At 44.6% G+C, this 17,283-nt stretch carries 20 protein-coding genes; 9 read left to right on the forward strand and 11 right to left on the reverse strand.

Annotated features, from left to right (window positions below; all coding sequences use genetic code 11):
* Positions 1-52: 52 nt before the first annotated feature.
* Positions 53-907, forward strand: a complete 855-nt coding sequence (gene purU / locus AOC07_RS05500) for a formyltetrahydrofolate deformylase (RefSeq protein WP_215292051.1) — start codon at positions 53-55, stop codon at positions 905-907.
* Between the two features lie 5 nt (positions 908-912).
* On the opposite strand, the gene soxA is transcribed toward purU, so the two are convergent.
* From soxA to AOC07_RS05530, 6 genes are all read right to left on the reverse strand, one after another.
* A complete protein-coding gene (gene soxA, locus AOC07_RS05505; RefSeq protein WP_251371637.1) occupies positions 913-1,632 on the reverse strand; it encodes a sulfur oxidation c-type cytochrome SoxA in 720 nt (239 codons plus the stop codon).
* 76 nt (positions 1,633-1,708) lie between these two features.
* Entirely contained in the window at positions 1,709-2,038 is a 330-nt protein-coding gene (locus tag AOC07_RS05510; RefSeq protein ID WP_215356975.1) for a thiosulfate oxidation carrier complex protein SoxZ, read from the reverse strand.
* Positions 2,035-2,520 (reverse strand): SoxY-related AACIE arm protein, encoded by a 486-nt coding sequence (locus tag AOC07_RS05515; RefSeq protein WP_215358481.1) that lies wholly within the window; start codon positions 2,518-2,520, stop codon positions 2,035-2,037. Before AOC07_RS05515 ends, AOC07_RS05510 begins: the two co-directional genes overlap by 4 nt.
* Before the next feature lie 11 nt (positions 2,521-2,531).
* Positions 2,532-2,960, reverse strand: coding sequence for a sulfur oxidation c-type cytochrome SoxX (soxX, locus tag AOC07_RS05520; RefSeq protein WP_251371638.1), 429 nt, complete (start codon positions 2,958-2,960; stop codon positions 2,532-2,534).
* A 29-nt stretch (positions 2,961-2,989) separates the two neighbouring features.
* Positions 2,990-5,206, reverse strand: coding sequence for a xanthine dehydrogenase family protein molybdopterin-binding subunit (locus AOC07_RS05525; protein ID WP_215292056.1), 2,217 nt, complete (start codon positions 5,204-5,206; stop codon positions 2,990-2,992).
* A 10-nt stretch (positions 5,207-5,216) separates the two neighbouring features.
* Complete coding sequence (locus AOC07_RS05530) at positions 5,217-5,666, reverse strand: (2Fe-2S)-binding protein (protein ID WP_215292057.1); 450 nt, start codon at positions 5,664-5,666, stop codon at positions 5,217-5,219.
* A gap of 153 nt (positions 5,667-5,819) precedes the next feature.
* Here AOC07_RS05530 and AOC07_RS05535 point away from each other — a divergent pair, with 153 nt between their 5' ends.
* Complete coding sequence (locus AOC07_RS05535; RefSeq protein WP_251371639.1) at positions 5,820-6,167, forward strand: CidA/LrgA family protein; 348 nt, start codon at positions 5,820-5,822, stop codon at positions 6,165-6,167.
* The gene (locus AOC07_RS05540; protein WP_215292059.1) at positions 6,160-6,888 is read left to right on the forward strand and encodes an LrgB family protein; all 729 of its coding nucleotides are present in this window, start codon (positions 6,160-6,162) and stop codon (positions 6,886-6,888) included. The genes AOC07_RS05535 and AOC07_RS05540 overlap by 8 nt, the downstream gene beginning before the upstream one ends.
* Here the strand turns inward: AOC07_RS05540 and AOC07_RS05545 are convergent, their stop codons facing one another.
* Complete coding sequence (locus AOC07_RS05545) at positions 6,889-8,232, reverse strand: aspartate aminotransferase family protein (RefSeq protein WP_215356977.1); 1,344 nt, start codon at positions 8,230-8,232, stop codon at positions 6,889-6,891.
* Positions 8,233-8,319: 87 nt separating this feature from the next.
* Between AOC07_RS05545 and AOC07_RS05550 the strand changes: the two genes are divergently transcribed.
* On the forward strand, positions 8,320-9,297 hold the full coding sequence (locus AOC07_RS05550) for a tripartite tricarboxylate transporter substrate binding protein (protein WP_215356978.1): 978 nt from the start codon (positions 8,320-8,322) through the stop codon (positions 9,295-9,297).
* A gap of 30 nt (positions 9,298-9,327) precedes the next feature.
* Positions 9,328-10,917 (forward strand): gamma-glutamyltransferase, encoded by a 1,590-nt coding sequence (ggt, locus tag AOC07_RS05555; RefSeq protein ID WP_215356979.1) that lies wholly within the window; start codon positions 9,328-9,330, stop codon positions 10,915-10,917.
* 1 nt (position 10,918) lies between these two features.
* On the opposite strand, the gene AOC07_RS05560 is transcribed toward ggt, so the two are convergent.
* Positions 10,919-11,167: a hypothetical protein gene (locus tag AOC07_RS05560; protein WP_215292065.1), complete on the reverse strand. Its 249-nt coding sequence runs from the start codon at positions 11,165-11,167 to the stop codon at positions 10,919-10,921.
* 129 nt (positions 11,168-11,296) lie between these two features.
* On the opposite strand from AOC07_RS05560, the gene AOC07_RS05565 reads away from it, so the two are divergent.
* A complete protein-coding gene (locus tag AOC07_RS05565; protein WP_215356980.1) occupies positions 11,297-11,590 on the forward strand; it encodes an ADP-ribosyl-(dinitrogen reductase) hydrolase in 294 nt (97 codons plus the stop codon).
* A 55-nt stretch (positions 11,591-11,645) separates the two neighbouring features.
* On the forward strand, positions 11,646-11,999 hold the full coding sequence (locus AOC07_RS05570) for a hypothetical protein (RefSeq protein ID WP_215356982.1): 354 nt from the start codon (positions 11,646-11,648) through the stop codon (positions 11,997-11,999).
* A gap of 3 nt (positions 12,000-12,002) precedes the next feature.
* On the opposite strand, the gene AOC07_RS09455 is transcribed toward AOC07_RS05570, so the two are convergent.
* Both AOC07_RS09455 and AOC07_RS05580 read right to left on the reverse strand, forming a co-directional pair.
* A complete protein-coding gene (locus AOC07_RS09455; RefSeq protein WP_215356984.1) occupies positions 12,003-13,331 on the reverse strand; it encodes an ATP-dependent RecD-like DNA helicase in 1,329 nt (442 codons plus the stop codon).
* A 3-nt stretch (positions 13,332-13,334) separates the two neighbouring features.
* Positions 13,335-14,117: an SUMF1/EgtB/PvdO family nonheme iron enzyme gene (locus tag AOC07_RS05580; RefSeq protein WP_215356986.1), complete on the reverse strand. Its 783-nt coding sequence runs from the start codon at positions 14,115-14,117 to the stop codon at positions 13,335-13,337.
* A gap of 262 nt (positions 14,118-14,379) precedes the next feature.
* On the opposite strand from AOC07_RS05580, the gene AOC07_RS05585 reads away from it, so the two are divergent.
* Positions 14,380-15,318 (forward strand): diguanylate cyclase, encoded by a 939-nt coding sequence (locus AOC07_RS05585; protein ID WP_215356988.1) that lies wholly within the window; start codon positions 14,380-14,382, stop codon positions 15,316-15,318.
* 29 nt (positions 15,319-15,347) lie between these two features.
* Complete coding sequence (locus AOC07_RS05590; protein WP_215356990.1) at positions 15,348-16,409, forward strand: response regulator; 1,062 nt, start codon at positions 15,348-15,350, stop codon at positions 16,407-16,409.
* 53 nt (positions 16,410-16,462) lie between these two features.
* Here the strand turns inward: AOC07_RS05590 and AOC07_RS05595 are convergent, their stop codons facing one another.
* Positions 16,463-17,281 carry a GGDEF domain-containing protein gene (locus AOC07_RS05595; RefSeq protein WP_215356992.1) on the reverse strand — a complete coding sequence of 273 codons (819 nt, stop codon included), beginning with the start codon at positions 17,279-17,281 and terminating at the stop codon, positions 16,463-16,465.
* Positions 17,282-17,283 lie beyond the last annotated feature (2 nt).

Raw genomic sequence — 17,283 nt, forward strand, 5'->3', positions numbered from 1 at the left:
CTTGCTCCCAAGAGACTAAAATCTGTATTTATCAGCATTTTTTTGATTAGACATGAGCACAGAAAACTATTACCTCACACTGACCTGCCCGAACAAACCAGGCATTGTTGCTGCAGTTTCAACTTATATTTTTCAGGCGGGTGGAGATATTGAAGAAGCTCAACAGTTTGATGACAAAGCTTCTAAGCGATTCTTTATGCGCGTTAGCTTTAGCTGCCCTACAGAGGGTAAGACTCTCAAGTCAGGCTTTGTAGAAATCGCAAAACGCTTTGAGCTCACTTGGGATTTGCGCGCCGTTAAAGATCTCAAACGCGTCTTGATCATGGCTTCGAAGCTAGATCATTGCTTAGTCGATTTACTCTATCGTTGGCGTATTGGTGAATTACCAATGATCATCTGCGGCATCGTCTCTAATCATCCACGCGAGGTGTATGCCAGTATTGATTTTGCTGACATTCCTTTCTACCACTTGCCAGTCACCCCCGAAACGAAATCTGCACAAGAAGCCAAGCTTCTGGAGATCGTTGCTGACGCTAAGGTTGACATGGTGATTCTGGCTCGTTATATGCAAATTTTGTCGGATGACTTGTCCACCAAGTTATCTGGTCGCTGCATCAACGTTCACCACTCCTTCTTGCCAAGCTTTAAGGGCGCTAAACCCTATCACCAGGCTCATGCACGTGGCATTAAATTAATTGGCGCTACTGCGCACTTTGTGACTAGCGATTTAGATGAAGGGCCCATCATTGAACAAGATGTGACTCGCGTTACTCACGGCGATACACCTGACGATTTAGTCCGCAAAGGTCGAGACCTAGAGCGCACCGTTCTTTCTAGAGCCCTGCGCTATTACTTGCATGATCGCGTCTTAATTAATGGCGCAACCTCAGTTGTCTTCTCCGACTAAAGGTATTAAGGCCTGACCCCTGGGGCTTCCAGGAGCATGCCCTTGGCTCGCCACATGAGAAAGAGTTCTAGTTGGGCCATTTCTGGCGAACCATACTCAAACTGCTGCGCCCTGACTCCACTCATGCAATTCCGTAAGCGGCGCTGTAGTGATCCCAAGGTTTGCCACTCTAAGCGGTAGATGGGATAAGCATTAGGATGGCCTTGTGGTATTGGACTGCCGCCAAGCTTTAATCCTGCCCTATCCTCATGGCATTGAGCACAGGACAAGTTGAGTTGCCCCATTCTTTCGTTAAATGAATGTCGCCCCTTTTCTAACTCTGCTTTATTAGCTGAGGTTTCTCTCACGGCGATAGGCATGCCTTTGGACTGAAGGGCAATGTAGGCTGTGATTGCTAGCAATTCTTTGCTCTCATAAGCCAGCGCTGGCGAGCCTTGAGCTCCTGACCGACATTGATTGATTTGTCCTTCGAGAGTTTGTAACTTTCCTTTAACCATCTTGGGGTATTGTGTTGCTACACCGCGCATCGACTTTTTTGCATCACCATGACAACTAGCGCAGGCAATATTTTTTGAGCCCGCTTTAGATTGCCATAAGCTTTCGCCCTCGGCAACCCAAAACATGGCAGGGTTTAGCGATGCGTCATCCTGCATCGCTTTAGTCTCAGCAGACATTAGTTCGTAACTAGATTTTTTTTTATTACCAGCTTCGTTTGGAGCAGCCAAGCAGTTTGATGCTAGCAACAATGATGAATAAGCAAGTGCTATAAGTTGGAGATAAATACCCTTGCTCACAAGACCCCTATGAAACGGTGATACGCGCTTGATGTACAGCCTCATACCCATCATCACCAAGCCACTTGAATTCGAGGACTCCTGATTCCGTTGCAATAGTTGTAAAGATAATCAGAGGATTAGCGCCTATACCAGGATAAAAGTCCGCCTTAAATACCTCGACATCGTTATAGCTGCAAGTAAAGGTGCGAATAATATCTCTTGGAATTAACTTTCCAGACTCGGTGTAACGAAAGCCCGATTCCATATCATGCTGAGCGATGGCGCGAATTTCAATAATAGACCCCTTCTTCGCGGTTGCTGGGACTGTCACTTGGGTACGTGATGTTTTACTCATACCATCTCCGTGCAAGCTGAAAGCGTTACCAAAGTTTCAGCTGATCCCTGCCAAAAGCTTCCATTGTTCATTTGGACAATAGCCCAAACACGTTGGCTATCGGCCAAACGCACTCGCGTCGTAATGTTGGCAGTACCTGATCGAGGCGTTAAATAAGCAGTAAAGATATTTGGCAACGGATTACCTTCGGCAATCACATGAATAGACTTTACATAATCATTAGCGGTCATCGGGCTATCGACACTGACTTTTAGCACAACCAGATTGCCATTTTCAACCAAGGGTGGGATGGTCAAAGTTACGCGTCCCTCCTGAATTTTTGCATTACCAGCGATTTTCTTAATCGCCTCTTCAGCCTCTTCCTTTTTAGCAAACACAAATGAGGGACTAAACCAAGCACCCAAAGTGAAAAGGCTAATCCGTTGGATTTGCCTTATCCAAGCACGGCGTTTTATTGTGAAAGGGAGCTGGTGTTTGATCATGATGATGCGTTTCACTTATTTAAGCTTACCAAGAAAGCGACAACATCCTCAATTTCTTGGCCATTCAATATGGTTTGTCCTGCAAATTTTGGTGCAACTCGATTTAAGTGTTCAGTTTTGAAATAAGCCGGCATGATCGTAGTCGGATTAAAGTGACTCGCATCAACGATGCGCGCCCGCAATTGAGGGATAGTAAGGCGAGCAACGCTGACCCCTAACTCTGGCGCCAAATTTCCCTGGAAACGCTCCTCAGGAAATGGTCCGCTATGACACAAGAGGCACAAACCAGTTTGACGACTGGCGACGATTCCCCTACCTCGAGTTGCGTCACCGGGAGCAGAAGAAAGGGATTCGAAAACCGAATCCCCCAATATCGTTTGAGCGTTTGCGCAGCTGAGATTGAGGAAGACTAGCACGCATGCTGCTAATACAGACCTCATTCTCATTCCTGCATTTTCACAATTGCACTTTAAACCAACTTGATGCCGCTGTTTTTCAATGGCACTGTACGCAAGCGTTTACCGGTTGCTCGATAAAACGCATTGAGCACTGCAGGCGCCGCTACCGCAATCGTTGGCTCCCCTACACCACCCCATTCTTTGCCGCCACCTTGAATGATGATGGTTTCCACAGGAGGCATTTGAGATAGGCGAATCGAGCCAAAAGTATCAAAGTTTTTCTGAACAACAGCGCCTTTTTCGATCGTGATCTCTTCTTCAAATAATGCAGATAGACCATAGACAAAGGAACCGGATACCTGGCGATTAATCTGCGCAGGATTCACAGCGTAGCCAGGATCGGTAGCAGCGACGATACGATGAATCTTCACTTCATTTCCATTTTTAACGGAGAGTTCACACGCTGCAGCAACATAGCTGCCGAAAGAGCGCATTTGTGCCACACCACGAAATACGCCAGGTGCAGCAGGTTTATTCCATCCAATACCATCAGCCACCGCATTTAATACTGCTACTGCACGCGGAAACTCTTGCATATGCTTGCGACGGAACTCCACCGCATCCATACCTGTAGCCTCAGCCAACTCATCCATAAAGGTTTCAATAAAAATGGCATTTTGGTTTACATTCACCCCCCGCCAGAATCCTGGTGGAACATGAGTATTTCGCATTGCGTGATCAATATTCAGATTTGGGAAGCTATATGTAATTCCATGCTCACCCAAGGGTTCAACGCCCTGGAAAGCCAAAGGATCCTTACCTTTGTTTGCCGCAACCACAGCAGGACGAACCGCTGCCAAAATAGACTGGCCAGATAAACGCATATTGAGACCGGTGACATTTTTCTTGTCGTCAATGGCTGCCGTCATCTTGCACATCATCACCGGGTGGTAACGACCTTGAGTCATATCTTCTTCACGCGTCCAAATCAATTTGATCGGCGTACCAGGCATTTGCTTAGCAATGTTGACCGCTTGGGTTGTGTAGTCCTGGAATGCACCACGACGACCGAAACCACCGCCAAGGTTTACTTTATAAACATTGCATTTATCAGCAGGTAAGCCTGAAGCTGCAATTACTGCCGCCAAGGATGCTTCACCATCTTGTGTTGGAACCCACGCTTCACAAGAATTCGCTGTCCACTTTGCAGTAGCCGTTTGCGGTTCTAAGGTGGCATGGTTCAGGTAAGGGTAGAAGTAAGTAGCTTCGATTTTTTTCGATGCATTCGAAAGTGCAGATTTCACATCGCCATTGGTGTTGTGTGTAAATGCGTCATCCGCAGTCAAACCCTCTTCCAGCATCTTCTTAATTGAGGCACTAGAGACGTTGCCATTGGCACCATTATCCCAAACGATATTCACTTGCTCCAAAGCAGTCTTGGCTTGCCAGAATGTATCCGCGACGACAGCAACTGCAGAATCACCCACCTGCACTACTTTTTTAACACCTTTCATGCTCTGGGCTTTAGCAGCATCGTAACTTTTTACCTTACCACCAAATACGGGAGATTCTTTAATGTTAGCAACCAACATACCAGGCATTTTCAAGTCGATTGCATAGATCTGGCGACCAGTAACCTTATCTGCAACTCCGTCAATACGATTGACTGACTTACCAATTAATTTCCACTCTTTTGGATCCTTGAGTGGAACTTCTTTTGGAACCTCTAATTGGGAAGCGGCAACAGACACCTTACCAAAGGTCGTTTTACGACCAGACGGTGTGTGAGTAATGATGCTATCTTTCGCCACACACTCAGAAGCAGGCACATTCCATTGGTTTGCAGCTGCCTGAATCAACATCATGCGTGCTGCTGCACCACCTTTACGAACATATTGCTCAGAAGTGCGAATCCCGCGACTACCGCCAGTGGAGTAACTACCCCAAGCCTGTTTACGCGCTAAGCTTTCAGCTGGTGATGGGTATTCATAAGAAACTTTTTTCCAGTCGCACTCTAATTCTTCTGCAACCATTTGTGATAAACCAGTAATCGTGCCTTGACCCATTTCTGAACGGACGATACGAACAACGACATCATCATTTGGCTTAATGACTACCCACACACCAATTTCTGGTGAAGCCAGAGGTGTCATTGCGGTAGTACCAGTGCCCATTGCAGCATTTGCGTCGGACATGAGTGAAAAATCAAAGCCAATAGCTAGACCAGTAGCAATTGCACTGGAGCCAACAATAAAGTGGCGACGGGAAGTATTTGTATTTGTAGTCATCTTTATCCCCTTATGCCTTGCTAGCAGCATGAATTGCTGCGCGCACTTGTTGGAATGTTCCGCAACGGCAAATATTGGTAATGGATTCATCAATTTGCGCATCGCTTGGTTTTGGATTGTTGCGTAACAAAGCAGTTGTTGCCATTACCATGCCAGATTGGCAGTAGCCACACTGGGGCACTTGGTTATCAACCCATGCTTTTTGCACTTTCGAGAGTTGACCGCTCTTTTCTAAGCTCTCAATCGTCTCAATTTTCTTACCCTCTGCTGCTGCAACTGGCAATGAACAGCTCCGCATCGCTTGACCTTCAAATAAAACCGTACAGGCACCACATGCGCCAATGCCGCAACCATATTTGGTGCCGGTCAAGCCAATCTGTTCACGAATCACCCATAACAATGGGGTATCTGGATCAACGTCCACCTTGTATTTCTTACCATTGACATTTAACTCAGCCATGAGTGATCTCCTAAAGATATTGTTATGCAGGGACTCTTCCTTCTGGAAGGGGTCCCTTGTGATGGTTTTTATACCTTACTTTTGTTGTGCCTATATTAAACAAGAATGAATATATTGCTTTGCAACATAAATCCGAGCCTGTAAGATCAGATCATGATCTCGGGCCTTGTACAAATTCTGCTCTTCCAAAGCATTGGTGAGCTAGTTTCCAAATTTCTATTGCCCACCTTGCCTGGCCCAGTGATTGGACTAGTTCTATTGGTTCTATGGCTAGTCCTACGCAAAGGCATCAATACTGAACTCGCGATGGTCGCAGATGGCTTTAGCCAGTATCTAGGTTTGCTGTTTGTGCCTGCTGCTGTTGGCGTAGTGCTATTTCTGCCTCAATTGCAGGCTAATGCATTGGCTATTATTAGCGCGCTTGTGGGCAGTGTGATTTTGACTATAGGCTCTAGCGCTCTAGTTGTCCGTCTTTTGAGTAGCAAAGATTCTCATGACTAAGCAGCATTCTATTGTTGAGATTTGGGTCTACCTATCGGGCAGCCCACTATTTGCGCTCTTTCTTACACTGGCCGCCTATCAGGTGGGGCTGACTATTTATAAGCATGCAAAGCAAAATCCATTGGCCAATCCTGTGGCCATTGCCATTATCTTGGTTGCCAGCATGATTCAGTTCATTGAAATGCCCTACTCCACCTATTTTGAGGGTGCGCAGTTCATTCACTTCCTGCTGGGCTCAGCAACCGTTTCTTTAGCAATACCGATTTATCGCGGGCTGGCTAGCCTTAAGGGCCGCTCCATTCCTTTGATTTTTTCTTTAGCAACAGGCGGCTTGATTTCGATAGCGAGTGCTGTTGGCATTGCCACCCTCTTGGGAGCGGATTCTAATATTACTGGGGCTATGTATCCCAAATCAGTCACGGCACCAATTGCCATGGGTATTGCAGAGCGCATTGGTGTATCGCCAACACTAACCGCCATCTTTGCTGTTTGCACCGGAATATTGGGGGCAATCTTGGCGCCCTTTGTTTTGAATGTACTGGGTATGAAGGCGTGGTGGCAAAGAGGTTTTGCGATTGGTATAGGCGCTCATGGCATTGGCACCTCCAGGGCATTTAGCATCCATCCTGAAGCAGGAACTTATGCAAGCCTAGCTATGGGTATGAACGGCGTAATCAGTGCCGTTGCAATACCTGTGATCTATCACTTATTTAATCAGTAATTAATTCACTTTCATCGCAGCATCTACTGCATCACCCAGCACGCTGCACAAGAACTCGACTTCTTCTGGTGTTGAAATAAATGGAGGGCCTACTGCAATGCAGTCACCCGCTACACGCACAAGTGCTCCGCGCTCGATGCAAGCCTCTAGAACTTTTAAAGCACGTAGGCCAGGCTTTCCTGGTACAGGGTCTAGATCGACCGCGCCAGATAAACCAAAGTTTCGGATATCTAATATTCCAGCCTTACCATTTAGGGCATGTAGGCAATTCTCGAGAACTGGTTCTAATGCTTTGGCGCGCTTGACTAAGTCATCTGATTCAAAAATATCGAGGACTGCATGGGCTGCTGCAGTTGGTATTGGATGGCCTGAATAGGTGTAACCATGAAAGAACTCAATCGCTTGTTCTTGCCCACCATTGCCGATGATATTGTCATAAATATCGCCTCGCACAAGTACGCCGCCCATGGGGATCACGCCATTGGTAATTGCTTTGGCAAAAGTGATCATGTCTGGCAGCACACCAAAACGATCGGCTCCAAAGTTAGCACCTAAGCGACCAAAGCCAGTAATGACTTCATCAAAAATTAAAAGGATGCCGTGCTTCGTACAAATCTCGCGAATCTTTTGCAAGTAACCTTCTGGTGGCACGATCACACCGGTTGAACCTTGTACCGGCTCCAAAATCACTGCGGCAATCGTATTGGCATCATGCAAAGCGACGATCTTTTCTAATTCATCTGCCAGATGAGCGCCCCAAGTGGGCTGCCCTTTTGAAAAGGCCATTTGAGAAAGATTTAAGGTGTGCGGCAAATGATCAACGCCAGGAATCATTAGGCTCGTAAACATTTTACGATTGGCAACCATGCCCCCCACTGAGATACCGCCCATTCCTACGCCGTGATATGCGCGATCTCTACCAATCATGCGAACTCGGGAAGCATTGCCCATCACGCGGTGATATCCAATGGCAATCTTAAGTGCTGTGTCTACCGCCTCAGAACCAGAGTTTGTGAAAAATACTTTATCCAGTCCCTTAGGCGCCATCTTAGCAATTCGAGTTGCGAGACTAAAAGTAGCTTCGCTTGCCATCTGAAACGCAGGGCAATAGTCCATGGTTTCATATTGCTTACTAATTGCTGCACCAATACGTGGATCAGCATGCCCCAATGGGGAGCACCAGAGCCCAGAAAGACCATCAAACAACTTACGCCCTTGATTGTCGAAGTAGTAAGCTCCCTTGGCAGACTGCATTACTTTTGGATTTTGATGAAAGTAACGATTGGGAGTGAAGGGCAGCCAATAGGCTGACATATCAATATTGTTTGAACCGGAAGCTGCCATAAATCTTTCTGCTGATATCAATGAACCGATGATGAATATCTAATACTATATAACTGATTACCTTTGAGATACTGAATGGAACCCGCAATGAAAGTACTAAAACTCCTACTATCTAGTTTTATTGGCCTCCTCCTGGCTGCATCCGCATTAGCTGCGCCTGATACGGATTGGCCCAAGAAACCCATCATCGCTATTCTGGCATTCCCTGCTGGTGGCTCAACCGATGTATTTGCGCGGGCCGTCATGGCACCACTTGGCGAAGCTTTAGGTCAATCCATTGTGGTTGAAAATAAACCGGGTGCTGGCGGCATGATTGGTTTACAAGCTGCAGCAAAGGCTGCGCCAGATGGTTATACGATTCATTTCAGCGCCTTAACGAATCAAACGATTTCTCAGGCCTTATTTAAAAATCCACCAGCAGATTTACGGAAAGACTTTGAACCAGTTGCCTTAGTAGGAACCATTCCCCACCTCATTGTTGTCAATCCAACCGTTCCAGCAAAAAACTTACCCGAGTTAATTGCATTCATTAAATCTAAAAAGGGGGATTTCAATTATGCTTCTCAAGGTAATGGCAGTCTCTCGCACTTAGAGTCCACACTCTTTATGCAAAGAATCAGCGCCACTGGCACTCATATTCCTTATAAGGGCAGCAGCTTTGCCCTCCCCGATTTAATTGCTGGTAATACGCTAATGATGTTTGATAGCGTTACGGCTTCTTTACCGCATATTCAGAGCGGTAAGTTGCGCCCTATTGCGATTGCAGCAGCAGAGCGCTCACCACTGATGCCTAATCTTCCGACACTGGGGCAAGATGGCATGAAGCAGTTTGATGTAGAAAACTTTTATGCAGTCTACGTACCTAAAGGCACATCCCCATTGATTGTTAGTAAGTTGGAAAAAGAAATTCGCAAGATTCTGACCAATCCTGATTTCAAAGCGCGTATGGCAAATCAAGGTATTCATCCGCAATTTGCTAACTCACAGAAATTAGCAGAGATCACAACGGATGAGCATGCTAAATGGGAGAAAGTAGTAAAGTCAGCGAATGTCAAAGTTGATTGACGCATTCAATAACCCAATAAATAAGTCCCTATGTTGATTTCCCCTCCCTTTGGTGGCGGTCGCGCCCCTGTTCTTGCCAGGAATACCGTTGCTAGCTCACAGCCCCTTGCCACGCAAGCGGGCATTGAGGCACTACAAAATGGTGGCAATGCCGTTGATGCTGCGCTGGCTACTGCCATTACCTTAACGGTTGTTGAGCCCACCATGAATGGTCTTGGTGGCGATGGCTTTGCGATTCTTTGGGATGGTAAAAAACTCCATGGTTTAAATGCTTCTGGACGAGCGCCTGCTGCTTGGACACCAGAATATTTTGCTGGCAAGACTGCGATGGATTTAATTGGCTGGAATACGGTCACTGTTCCTGGTATGGTGGCCGGCTGGGTTGAACTATCGAAAAAATTTGGCAAGCTACCGTTTGCGCAACTCTTTAAACGTGCAATCGATTATGCAGAAAATGGGTTTCCAATTTCTCCGGTGATTGCACGTCAATGGCGTGAAGCAATTCCAGTTCTCAAAAATCAACCGGGGTTTGCAGAATCATTTCTGATTGATGGCAAGGCTCCTCAAGCGGGTGAAATCTGGAAATTCCCTGCGCAAGCAAAAACACTCAAAGAGATTGCTGCCACTGCAGGACAGTCTTTTTACAAAGGTGCTCTTGCCCAAAGCATGGTTGACTTTGCTAAAACCTCAGGTGGTTGCTTTTCTATGCAAGACTTTGCAGATAACAAACCAGACTGGGTTGAGCCACTAGCGTTTGATTATGGCGACTACACCCTTCATGAAATTCCGCCTAACGGCTCTGGCATTGCTGCACAAATCGCATTAGGCATTTTAGAGGCTGCTAATGTTAAGCAATATCCAGCCAATTCTGCACAGCGTATTCATTTGCAAGTAGAGGCGATGAAAATTGCTTTTGCTGATGTATATGAATATGTATCCGATGCGCACTCAATGCAAGTTCCGGTATCGAGCTTATTAGATCGAGATTACTTAAGCAGCCGCGCTGCCCTCATTGATCACACTAAAGCCGGCACTTATGGGCCTGGTGATCCGCACTCTGGTGGCACCGTCTATCTTTGCGCCGCAGATGAATCTGGCATGATGATTTCGTATATTCAGTCGAACTTTAAAGGCTTTGGTTCTGGTGTTGTTGCCCCTGGTGGCATTGCCTTTCACAACCGCGGCATGAGCTTTAGCCTCAAAGCAGGACATCCCAATCAAGTTGCTCCTGGTAAGCGTCCTTTCCACACCATACTACCGGCCTTCTTAACAAAAGATGGAAAGCCCACTATGGCGTTTGGAGTGATGGGTGGCAATATGCAACCGCAAGGCCATATTCAAGTAGTCATGCGCTTTGTAGACGAATATCTCAACCCGCAAGCTTGTTCAGATGCGCCACGCTGGCGAATCGATGATTTAGGCAAGCTCACTGTAGAAGCAGGAATGCCAGCGAATATTGTTGAGGGCCTCAAAAATATGGGTCACGAAGTCATGGTGATGCCTGCGAACAGCTTAGATTTTGGTAGTGCCCAGGCCATTGCCAAAATTAGTGATGAAGCTGACTCTGCTTATATTGCTGGTAGTGATCACCGCAGAGATGGATTGGCGGCTGGGTTTTAAGTCAAAAACTAACCGTTAATTTAGTTACCCACCAAACCCAATCTTTGTCATGAATCTTGAGAAATTCATACGGTAGCAAATCATCAGCGCCATCTTTTTCTATGCGCTGAGTGTATTCTCGCCACCCTACTCTGACCTCCTTTTTAGATCGCTGTAGACGAAGTACTTGTTTATTGATCTGGCTAATGTGTTCAATCACATGAGTGAGATCATTTTTCATCAGAGCAGGACTGGGTAGTAAAGAGTTCATTTTGTAAATAACTCTACTTAAAAGTTCATCAATAAATTCCACTGTTTCGCTTGGGGAGATTAAAGCGCTTATCCATGTATTGGGCCACCTGTTTGATAAAATTTGTATATACTATTTTAAGGTGAGTGCATGAAAAATCTGATCATCAGTCCAGCGATTCAAGAAAAGTTGGCACTAAAGCACGGCATAAGCCGTAGCGATGTTGAGCAGTGTTTTCGCAATAGAACCCACTCATACCTGATAGATAATAGGCTAGATCATCAAACAGAGCCTCCAACCGAATGGTTTATCTCAGAAAATGATCGTGGAGTATTGATTAAGGTCGTTTTCCTATTCGACGATGGAATGATCTATCTAAAAACTGCATTTACACCAAATTCATCAGAAATTCATATATACAATACAATATCAATACCTTACTAACAGTGTCATATCTGTGGAATTGACGAAATATTAAAGCTTACAAGCGAGGAAAGCGATGATCGCAAAAAAAATGAAGAAGGTAAAGATTCAAAATACTGCTGATTCCTGGGAAAGCGGTGAAGTTGGCAGGGACATCAAGTACGCCAAAGCTGTAGATAAAAAAATTGGCATCCAAATCGATGATGCACTAGGCTTGCAAATGATCTCCATTCGACTTGAAAAAGACTTAATTGAGTCATATAAGCTCTTGGGTACAAAATATGACATGGGATACCAACCCCTCATGCGTGAGGCTTTAAAAAGATTTGTTGAAGGTGAATTTAAGTTAATTGCTAGCGCAGCGCTTGAAAGGCAAAAGGGGGTCAAACCAAGAGTCAACCCGATTAGAAAAATGAGAAAGGCTGCTTAAGCTTTATTTGGCTGGCAAGCAATTCATATAAAAACGCTTGATCTCTTGATCACAGCTCACATCCCTGGGCTCAATCGGCCTTTGCAGTGATATGCCTTCAATGGTTTTACATCTACTCAGCGCCACATAGACTTGGCCTGAGGCAAATGCGCCAGACGATAGATCTACTTTGACTTTATCAAGCGTCTTGCCCTGACTCTTATGAATGGTGACCGCCCAAGCTAGCATTAAGGGAATCTGCACATAAGTACCAATAATGCTAGGCGAGATCTTGCCAGACATCATGTCGTGATCGTAACGATAGGATTCCCATTGATGTCCGGTGACTTCAACGGTATTGGAATAAGGGCCGTTCTTCACCATCACTTTTATTTTATCTGGGAGCATCTCTCGCACAACACCAATAGTGCCGTTCACCCAGCGTTTCGGAAAACCTGGATCTGTGGCGGTAAACATCACCTTTGCGCCCACCTTGAGGGCCAGATTATTGGCTGAAGGTAAGTTACGCTCATCGACATTGAACTTACCAGTCGTTTTGCCTGCATAAACCTTGACTTCATTCGTAATAGCACGCAATCCAGCACCATTGATTTGATCTGCTCTGGCATTGGTAGTGGTGAGTGTGATGGTTTCTTCATCTGCCTCAATATCTTTGCGATAACACTGGGCATTCAGAATCTCAATGGCTTCATCTACATCGTGATTAATACGGATACGATTGAGAAGATCAGCAAAGTGTTCATCTTTTTGACGGAAGATCTTGGATAACTCCACCATGGTGACATCTTTACGATGCAGAGCCATGGCGCAGAAGAAATAAGGCCCCTCGTAACCACGATCAGCAAGTACTTGCATATCACTGCTCGACACTACTGGTGGCAACTGAAACAAATCCCCCACAAACATCACCTGAATACCGCCAAAGGGTTTACCTTTTTGTGGCCCGTTCTCGCGCAAAAACAAGTCCATTGCATCGACTACGTCTGCGCGCACCATCGAAATCTCATCAATGATGAGTAGACGTATATCTTTATAAAGGCGCTTATCGCGTAATGGCTTGATATCCTCTTCTGGAAAGATCAACCGAGGCGGTAATCTGAAGAAAGAGTGAATGGTAACGCCCTTCACTTGTAATGCCGCTACACCAGTTGGCGCTACAACGACAACATTCCCAGGAATGGTTTCTCGAAGATGGCCAATGAGCGTTGTTTTGCCCGTACCTGCTTTACCGCTGACAAAGATATAGGGGTCGTGACGCTCAATAGCCTCAATAACTGCCTGGTAATCAGGCGTAACTTCGATATCGGATGAATCTACTGCAGGACTAGTCATGCCCTATTGTTTCACGGCATCAGCCACACACCGAAATCCGATATACACCACCGCGATATCACCTGCTTTAGATTCCACATCAGACTCTTGCTGTCTCTCTGGACCATACCACCATGAGGCACCACGGGTAATGTACCCACCGTTACGCTCTGTAGCCGTCCACTCCCAAACATTGCCACCCATATCGAACATACCATTGACACCGGGCTTCGTAGTCTTTGTGGTGACGTGCCCTGTGCCACGATTTAAGGCTCCAGCAGGAGCCAAACCTTTGTAGTCACCACAACCACTTAAGCAATGAGAAACCGCTGGAGTATTACCACCAGGAAATGGGTAACGTTGTCCTTTGACATAGCCAGCAGGAGGATTGGCTCTTTGCTCTAAGAATGCAGCTGAGGTCCACTCAGCATCAGTCGGCAAACGTTTGCCGTAGTAACGACAAATAGACTCGGCTTCTTTTTGGTTGAGATGCACTGCAGGCTCAGAATCCCCTGCAGGAACTCCGTAAGGAGTCTTCCAAGTCCAACCCGGCTTTTGCACAAAGCCGCCTTCATAAGAAAGGCCGCCACCCTTTTTCTCGGCAGCACTCACAAAACCAGTAGCAGCAAAGCCTTTGACATCAGCAATATTCATCTCAGTTCGATCCCAAATCAGATTGCCAATTTGCACTGTTGGAATAGAGGATGCAGGGGTACTTTGACCAGTAGATGGGCGCAACATGAAATAAGCTGCAATAGCAGTTAGCAGCAGGCCAAACAGAATGGCCGTGAAATCATACTTTTTCATAAAAATATCAACAGTAAGTCAATCAAGGGTTACCCTTTTTACAAGAATGCAATTTTACAAATTTGAACCGATTCTAAGCCTACGAATGCAATATTTCTTCCCAATGGCTGCTTTGGCAAGGAATATTGATGCTATTTTCAAGGTAAAAACAAGATTATCGACTATCTCTGCAAAACATGAGTAGGTACTACATCAATATAAAATTATGAAACGCATATATAAGCTAGTATTAATACAATTAATATAAGTTTTTGAAGGCGATATGAAGTATATGCAAAACGCTACTATTCTCATAGTCGACGATACTGTCGAAAACATTGATTTACTAAAAGCAGTGCTGGAAAGTCATGACTTTCATGTCAAAACTGCCTCTAGCGGCCTCAAAGCCCTTGCAGCGATTCAAGAATCTATTCCAGATTTAGTAGTACTCGACGTGATGATGCCTGGGATGTCAGGCTATGAAGTTTGCCAAGTTATACGACAAGATCCAAAGACAAGACTATTGCCAGTGTTAATGTTATCGGCATTAGATCCCGCCGTCGAAAAGACCAAGGGTTTGGAGGCCGGAGCAGATGATTTTTTAGGTAAGCCCCTAAATCAAGCCGAATTATTTGCCAAAATTGAGTCCTTGTTGAGAATTGCTAATATCCATAAAGAATCAGTAAAAAATCTAAGCCTTTTAGAAACTCTCACCAAATATGATCCATTAACAAAATCATTCAGTCGTACCGAAATCCTTCATCAACTCTGTATTGAGATTGATCGCTCACAAAGAAATAAACGCTCTTTGGCTTTAATGGCGGCAGACATTGATTACTTTAAGAACATTAATGATCAGCATGGTCATCAAGTAGGAGACGAGGTTTTAACGAGTCTTGTCAGGAAAATTCAAAAAACTCTGCGCTCAACAGACTCTATAGGTCGTATTGGTGGAGATGAATTTTTGATTCTCTTGCCAGATACCGAGCTTGAGAGTGCAATAGACATTGCCGAGCGCATCAGAAATGATATTGCTATAGCCACATATGAAACCAGCTCATCAATACCAATTCAAGTTACGATCAGTATTGGGATAGCCATACTTAATCCAAAAGAACATTTAGATAATCCTCAAAATATCCTACTCAATGATCTAGTCAATCAGGCTGATATGTCGATGTATACAGCGAAACAAAACGGTCGCAATCAAATAGCTACCTGAATTTAATTTTAAAAAAGAACGGATACGATATGAAGCTTGGCACTATTTTGATAGTCGATGACACACCTGAAAATATTGATTTATTAAAAGCGGTACTAGAAAGCCATAGCTACGAAGTTAAAACAGCTTCTAGTGGTTCTCAAGCGCTTGCATCCATTAAGGAATCAATTCCCGATTTAGTAGTGCTCGATGTGATGATGCCTGAGATGTCAGGCTACGAGGTATGCCAAGCAATTCGACAAGATCCGCTCACAAAGCTGTTGCCTGTGGTTATGCTATCAGCGTTAGATCCTGTCGCCGAAAAGGTAAAGGGTTTAGAAGCTGGAGCAGATGATTTTTTAGGTAAACCCCTCAATCAAGCCGAATTATTTGCCAGAATTGACTCTTTACTTCGGATTGCTAGTATCCGCAAAGAACTAGAAGCAAAACTTTTAGAACAAGAAAATGAAATTATCAATTTGAATAATCTCAAACTATCTTTATCTACTGATGCCTCAGACATCATGATTGATGAAAATCAAGTCAATACCGAGGAATCCCATCGTAGCGAAATTACGATGGTTGTCATTCAATTACATCGCTTCAGTCAGTTTGTAACAGGCAGACAAACAGAGGAAGTGGCAATCATTCTAAGCGAAGTGCATCAAGTTCTGGGCAAGCTTATTGGTCAATTTTTTGGTAAAGTTCAACGCTTCTCGTGCGATGAATTCGTGATCCTCTTTAACGACCCTACCCCAATAGATAACCCAATGCTAAATGCAGCCAGTTTAGCTAAACGATTTAATACTGCATTTAATAATCTCAAGGTTCGCTGGAATCAAAAAGGCTATAGCGAGCCGTTGTTTCTGAGCATAGGAATAGCGACAGGTTATGCTTCGTTAAGGATGACAAAAATTCACGACAAAGAGTTTTATACCGTCCTTGGAGATGTCAGAGAATTTGCTTTGAAACTTTGTCATGGGGCTGATTCTGGAGAGATTCTGATTGATGCCCGAACTGCGTCTAAATTAAATACAGATCTAGCGCCTCAACGACAACGCGCAATTTTTCTGGATGACAATCAAAAACATGTGGAAGCTTTCAAGATTTAAATTTGCCGAAATATATTAGATGATTAGATGGTCCTGAAAGGTCAATATGAAATCTAACCAACACAAATCTGATTTCTTCCTGCTTTCTTAGCTTCGTACATCGCCTTATCACAGGCAGCATAGTATTTTCTGAGAATAGATCCAGAATCTATACCTTCTTCAGCCTCTGGATTGAAGACAGCAATACCAATGCTGATTGTGATGAATATGTCCCGACCCGTTGAAGTGCGACATGAAGTATTTTCAATGTGAGCTCTCAATCGCTCCGCTGCATTCATAGCTTCTTGTTTATCAGCTTGGGGCAGTATGGCTAAAAATTCTTCACCTCCTACTCGTCCTAAAATATCTATTTCGCGCAACTCCTCAAGACATTTATTGACAAGACTAATTAATACCTCATCCCCAATAGGATGTCCGTAGGCATCATTCACAATCTTGAAGTGATCAATATCAAGCATTAAAAAAGAAATAGGCTTTTTGCTTCTAAATGCTTTTTTAATCTCTAAGTCAGTCCTAAAAAGGGTTTCTACACGACTCATTGCTGGAGTTAATGAATCTAATTTAGAAATCTCTTCCAAAAGAAAACTTTTATCTTCAATGTCAATTAATAGCTTTTTCAAATGAATCATTCCAAGCATCAGAAATAGCGAGATCGAAACAGCAAGCGCAGCATCAATAAGGTTAATATGACCATTGTTAAAAGCTTGAACCAATGGCGTGATGCGTCTACCAACCATTAATGCCAGACCAATCGCTAAAAATCCGCAAACCGAGCGATAAGTGTGAGATCGAAGGAACAGAGAAATCGCAAAAATAGCGGCAAGAACTTGCGAGAGCAAACTAACAGAGTAAAGAAATAAACCAAAAATCATGA

Origin of the sequence: Polynucleobacter sp. UB-Raua-W9 (assembly GCF_018687435.1) — a bacterium.
In the GTDB taxonomy this organism is placed as follows: Bacteria; Pseudomonadota; Gammaproteobacteria; order Burkholderiales; family Burkholderiaceae; genus Polynucleobacter.

Bases quoted from the DNA above. Each gene is read 5' to 3' on its own strand.
- AOC07_RS05590 (WP_215356990.1), top strand. From the start codon at position 15,348: ATGAAGCTTGGCACTATTTTGATAGTCGATGACACACCTGAAAATATT.
- AOC07_RS05580 (WP_215356986.1), bottom strand. From the start codon at position 14,117: ATGAAAAAGTATGATTTCACGGCCATTCTGTTTGGCCTGCTGCTAACT.
- soxX (WP_251371638.1), bottom strand. From the start codon at position 2,960: ATGAGGTCTGTATTAGCAGCATGCGTGCTAGTCTTCCTCAATCTCAGC.
- AOC07_RS05570 (WP_215356982.1), top strand. From the start codon at position 11,646: ATGATCGCAAAAAAAATGAAGAAGGTAAAGATTCAAAATACTGCTGAT.
- AOC07_RS05550 (WP_215356978.1), top strand. From the start codon at position 8,320: ATGAAAGTACTAAAACTCCTACTATCTAGTTTTATTGGCCTCCTCCTG.
- AOC07_RS05530 (WP_215292057.1), bottom strand. From the start codon at position 5,666: ATGGCTGAGTTAAATGTCAATGGTAAGAAATACAAGGTGGACGTTGAT.
- AOC07_RS05540 (WP_215292059.1), top strand. From the start codon at position 6,160: ATGACTAAGCAGCATTCTATTGTTGAGATTTGGGTCTACCTATCGGGC.
- purU (WP_215292051.1), top strand. From the start codon at position 53: ATGAGCACAGAAAACTATTACCTCACACTGACCTGCCCGAACAAACCA.
- AOC07_RS09455 (WP_215356984.1), bottom strand. From the start codon at position 13,331: ATGACTAGTCCTGCAGTAGATTCATCCGATATCGAAGTTACGCCTGAT.
- AOC07_RS05535 (WP_251371639.1), top strand. From the start codon at position 5,820: ATGATCTCGGGCCTTGTACAAATTCTGCTCTTCCAAAGCATTGGTGAG.
- AOC07_RS05545 (WP_215356977.1), bottom strand. From the start codon at position 8,232: ATGGCAGCTTCCGGTTCAAACAATATTGATATGTCAGCCTATTGGCTG.
- AOC07_RS05560 (WP_215292065.1), bottom strand. From the start codon at position 11,167: ATGAACTCTTTACTACCCAGTCCTGCTCTGATGAAAAATGATCTCACT.
- AOC07_RS05525 (WP_215292056.1), bottom strand. From the start codon at position 5,206: ATGACTACAAATACAAATACTTCCCGTCGCCACTTTATTGTTGGCTCC.
- AOC07_RS05595 (WP_215356992.1), bottom strand. From the start codon at position 17,281: ATGATTTTTGGTTTATTTCTTTACTCTGTTAGTTTGCTCTCGCAAGTT.
- AOC07_RS05585 (WP_215356988.1), top strand. From the start codon at position 14,380: ATGAAGTATATGCAAAACGCTACTATTCTCATAGTCGACGATACTGTC.
- ggt (WP_215356979.1), top strand. From the start codon at position 9,328: ATGTTGATTTCCCCTCCCTTTGGTGGCGGTCGCGCCCCTGTTCTTGCC.
- AOC07_RS05510 (WP_215356975.1), bottom strand. From the start codon at position 2,038: ATGAGTAAAACATCACGTACCCAAGTGACAGTCCCAGCAACCGCGAAG.
- AOC07_RS05565 (WP_215356980.1), top strand. From the start codon at position 11,297: ATGAAAAATCTGATCATCAGTCCAGCGATTCAAGAAAAGTTGGCACTA.
- AOC07_RS05515 (WP_215358481.1), bottom strand. From the start codon at position 2,520: ATGATCAAACACCAGCTCCCTTTCACAATAAAACGCCGTGCTTGGATA.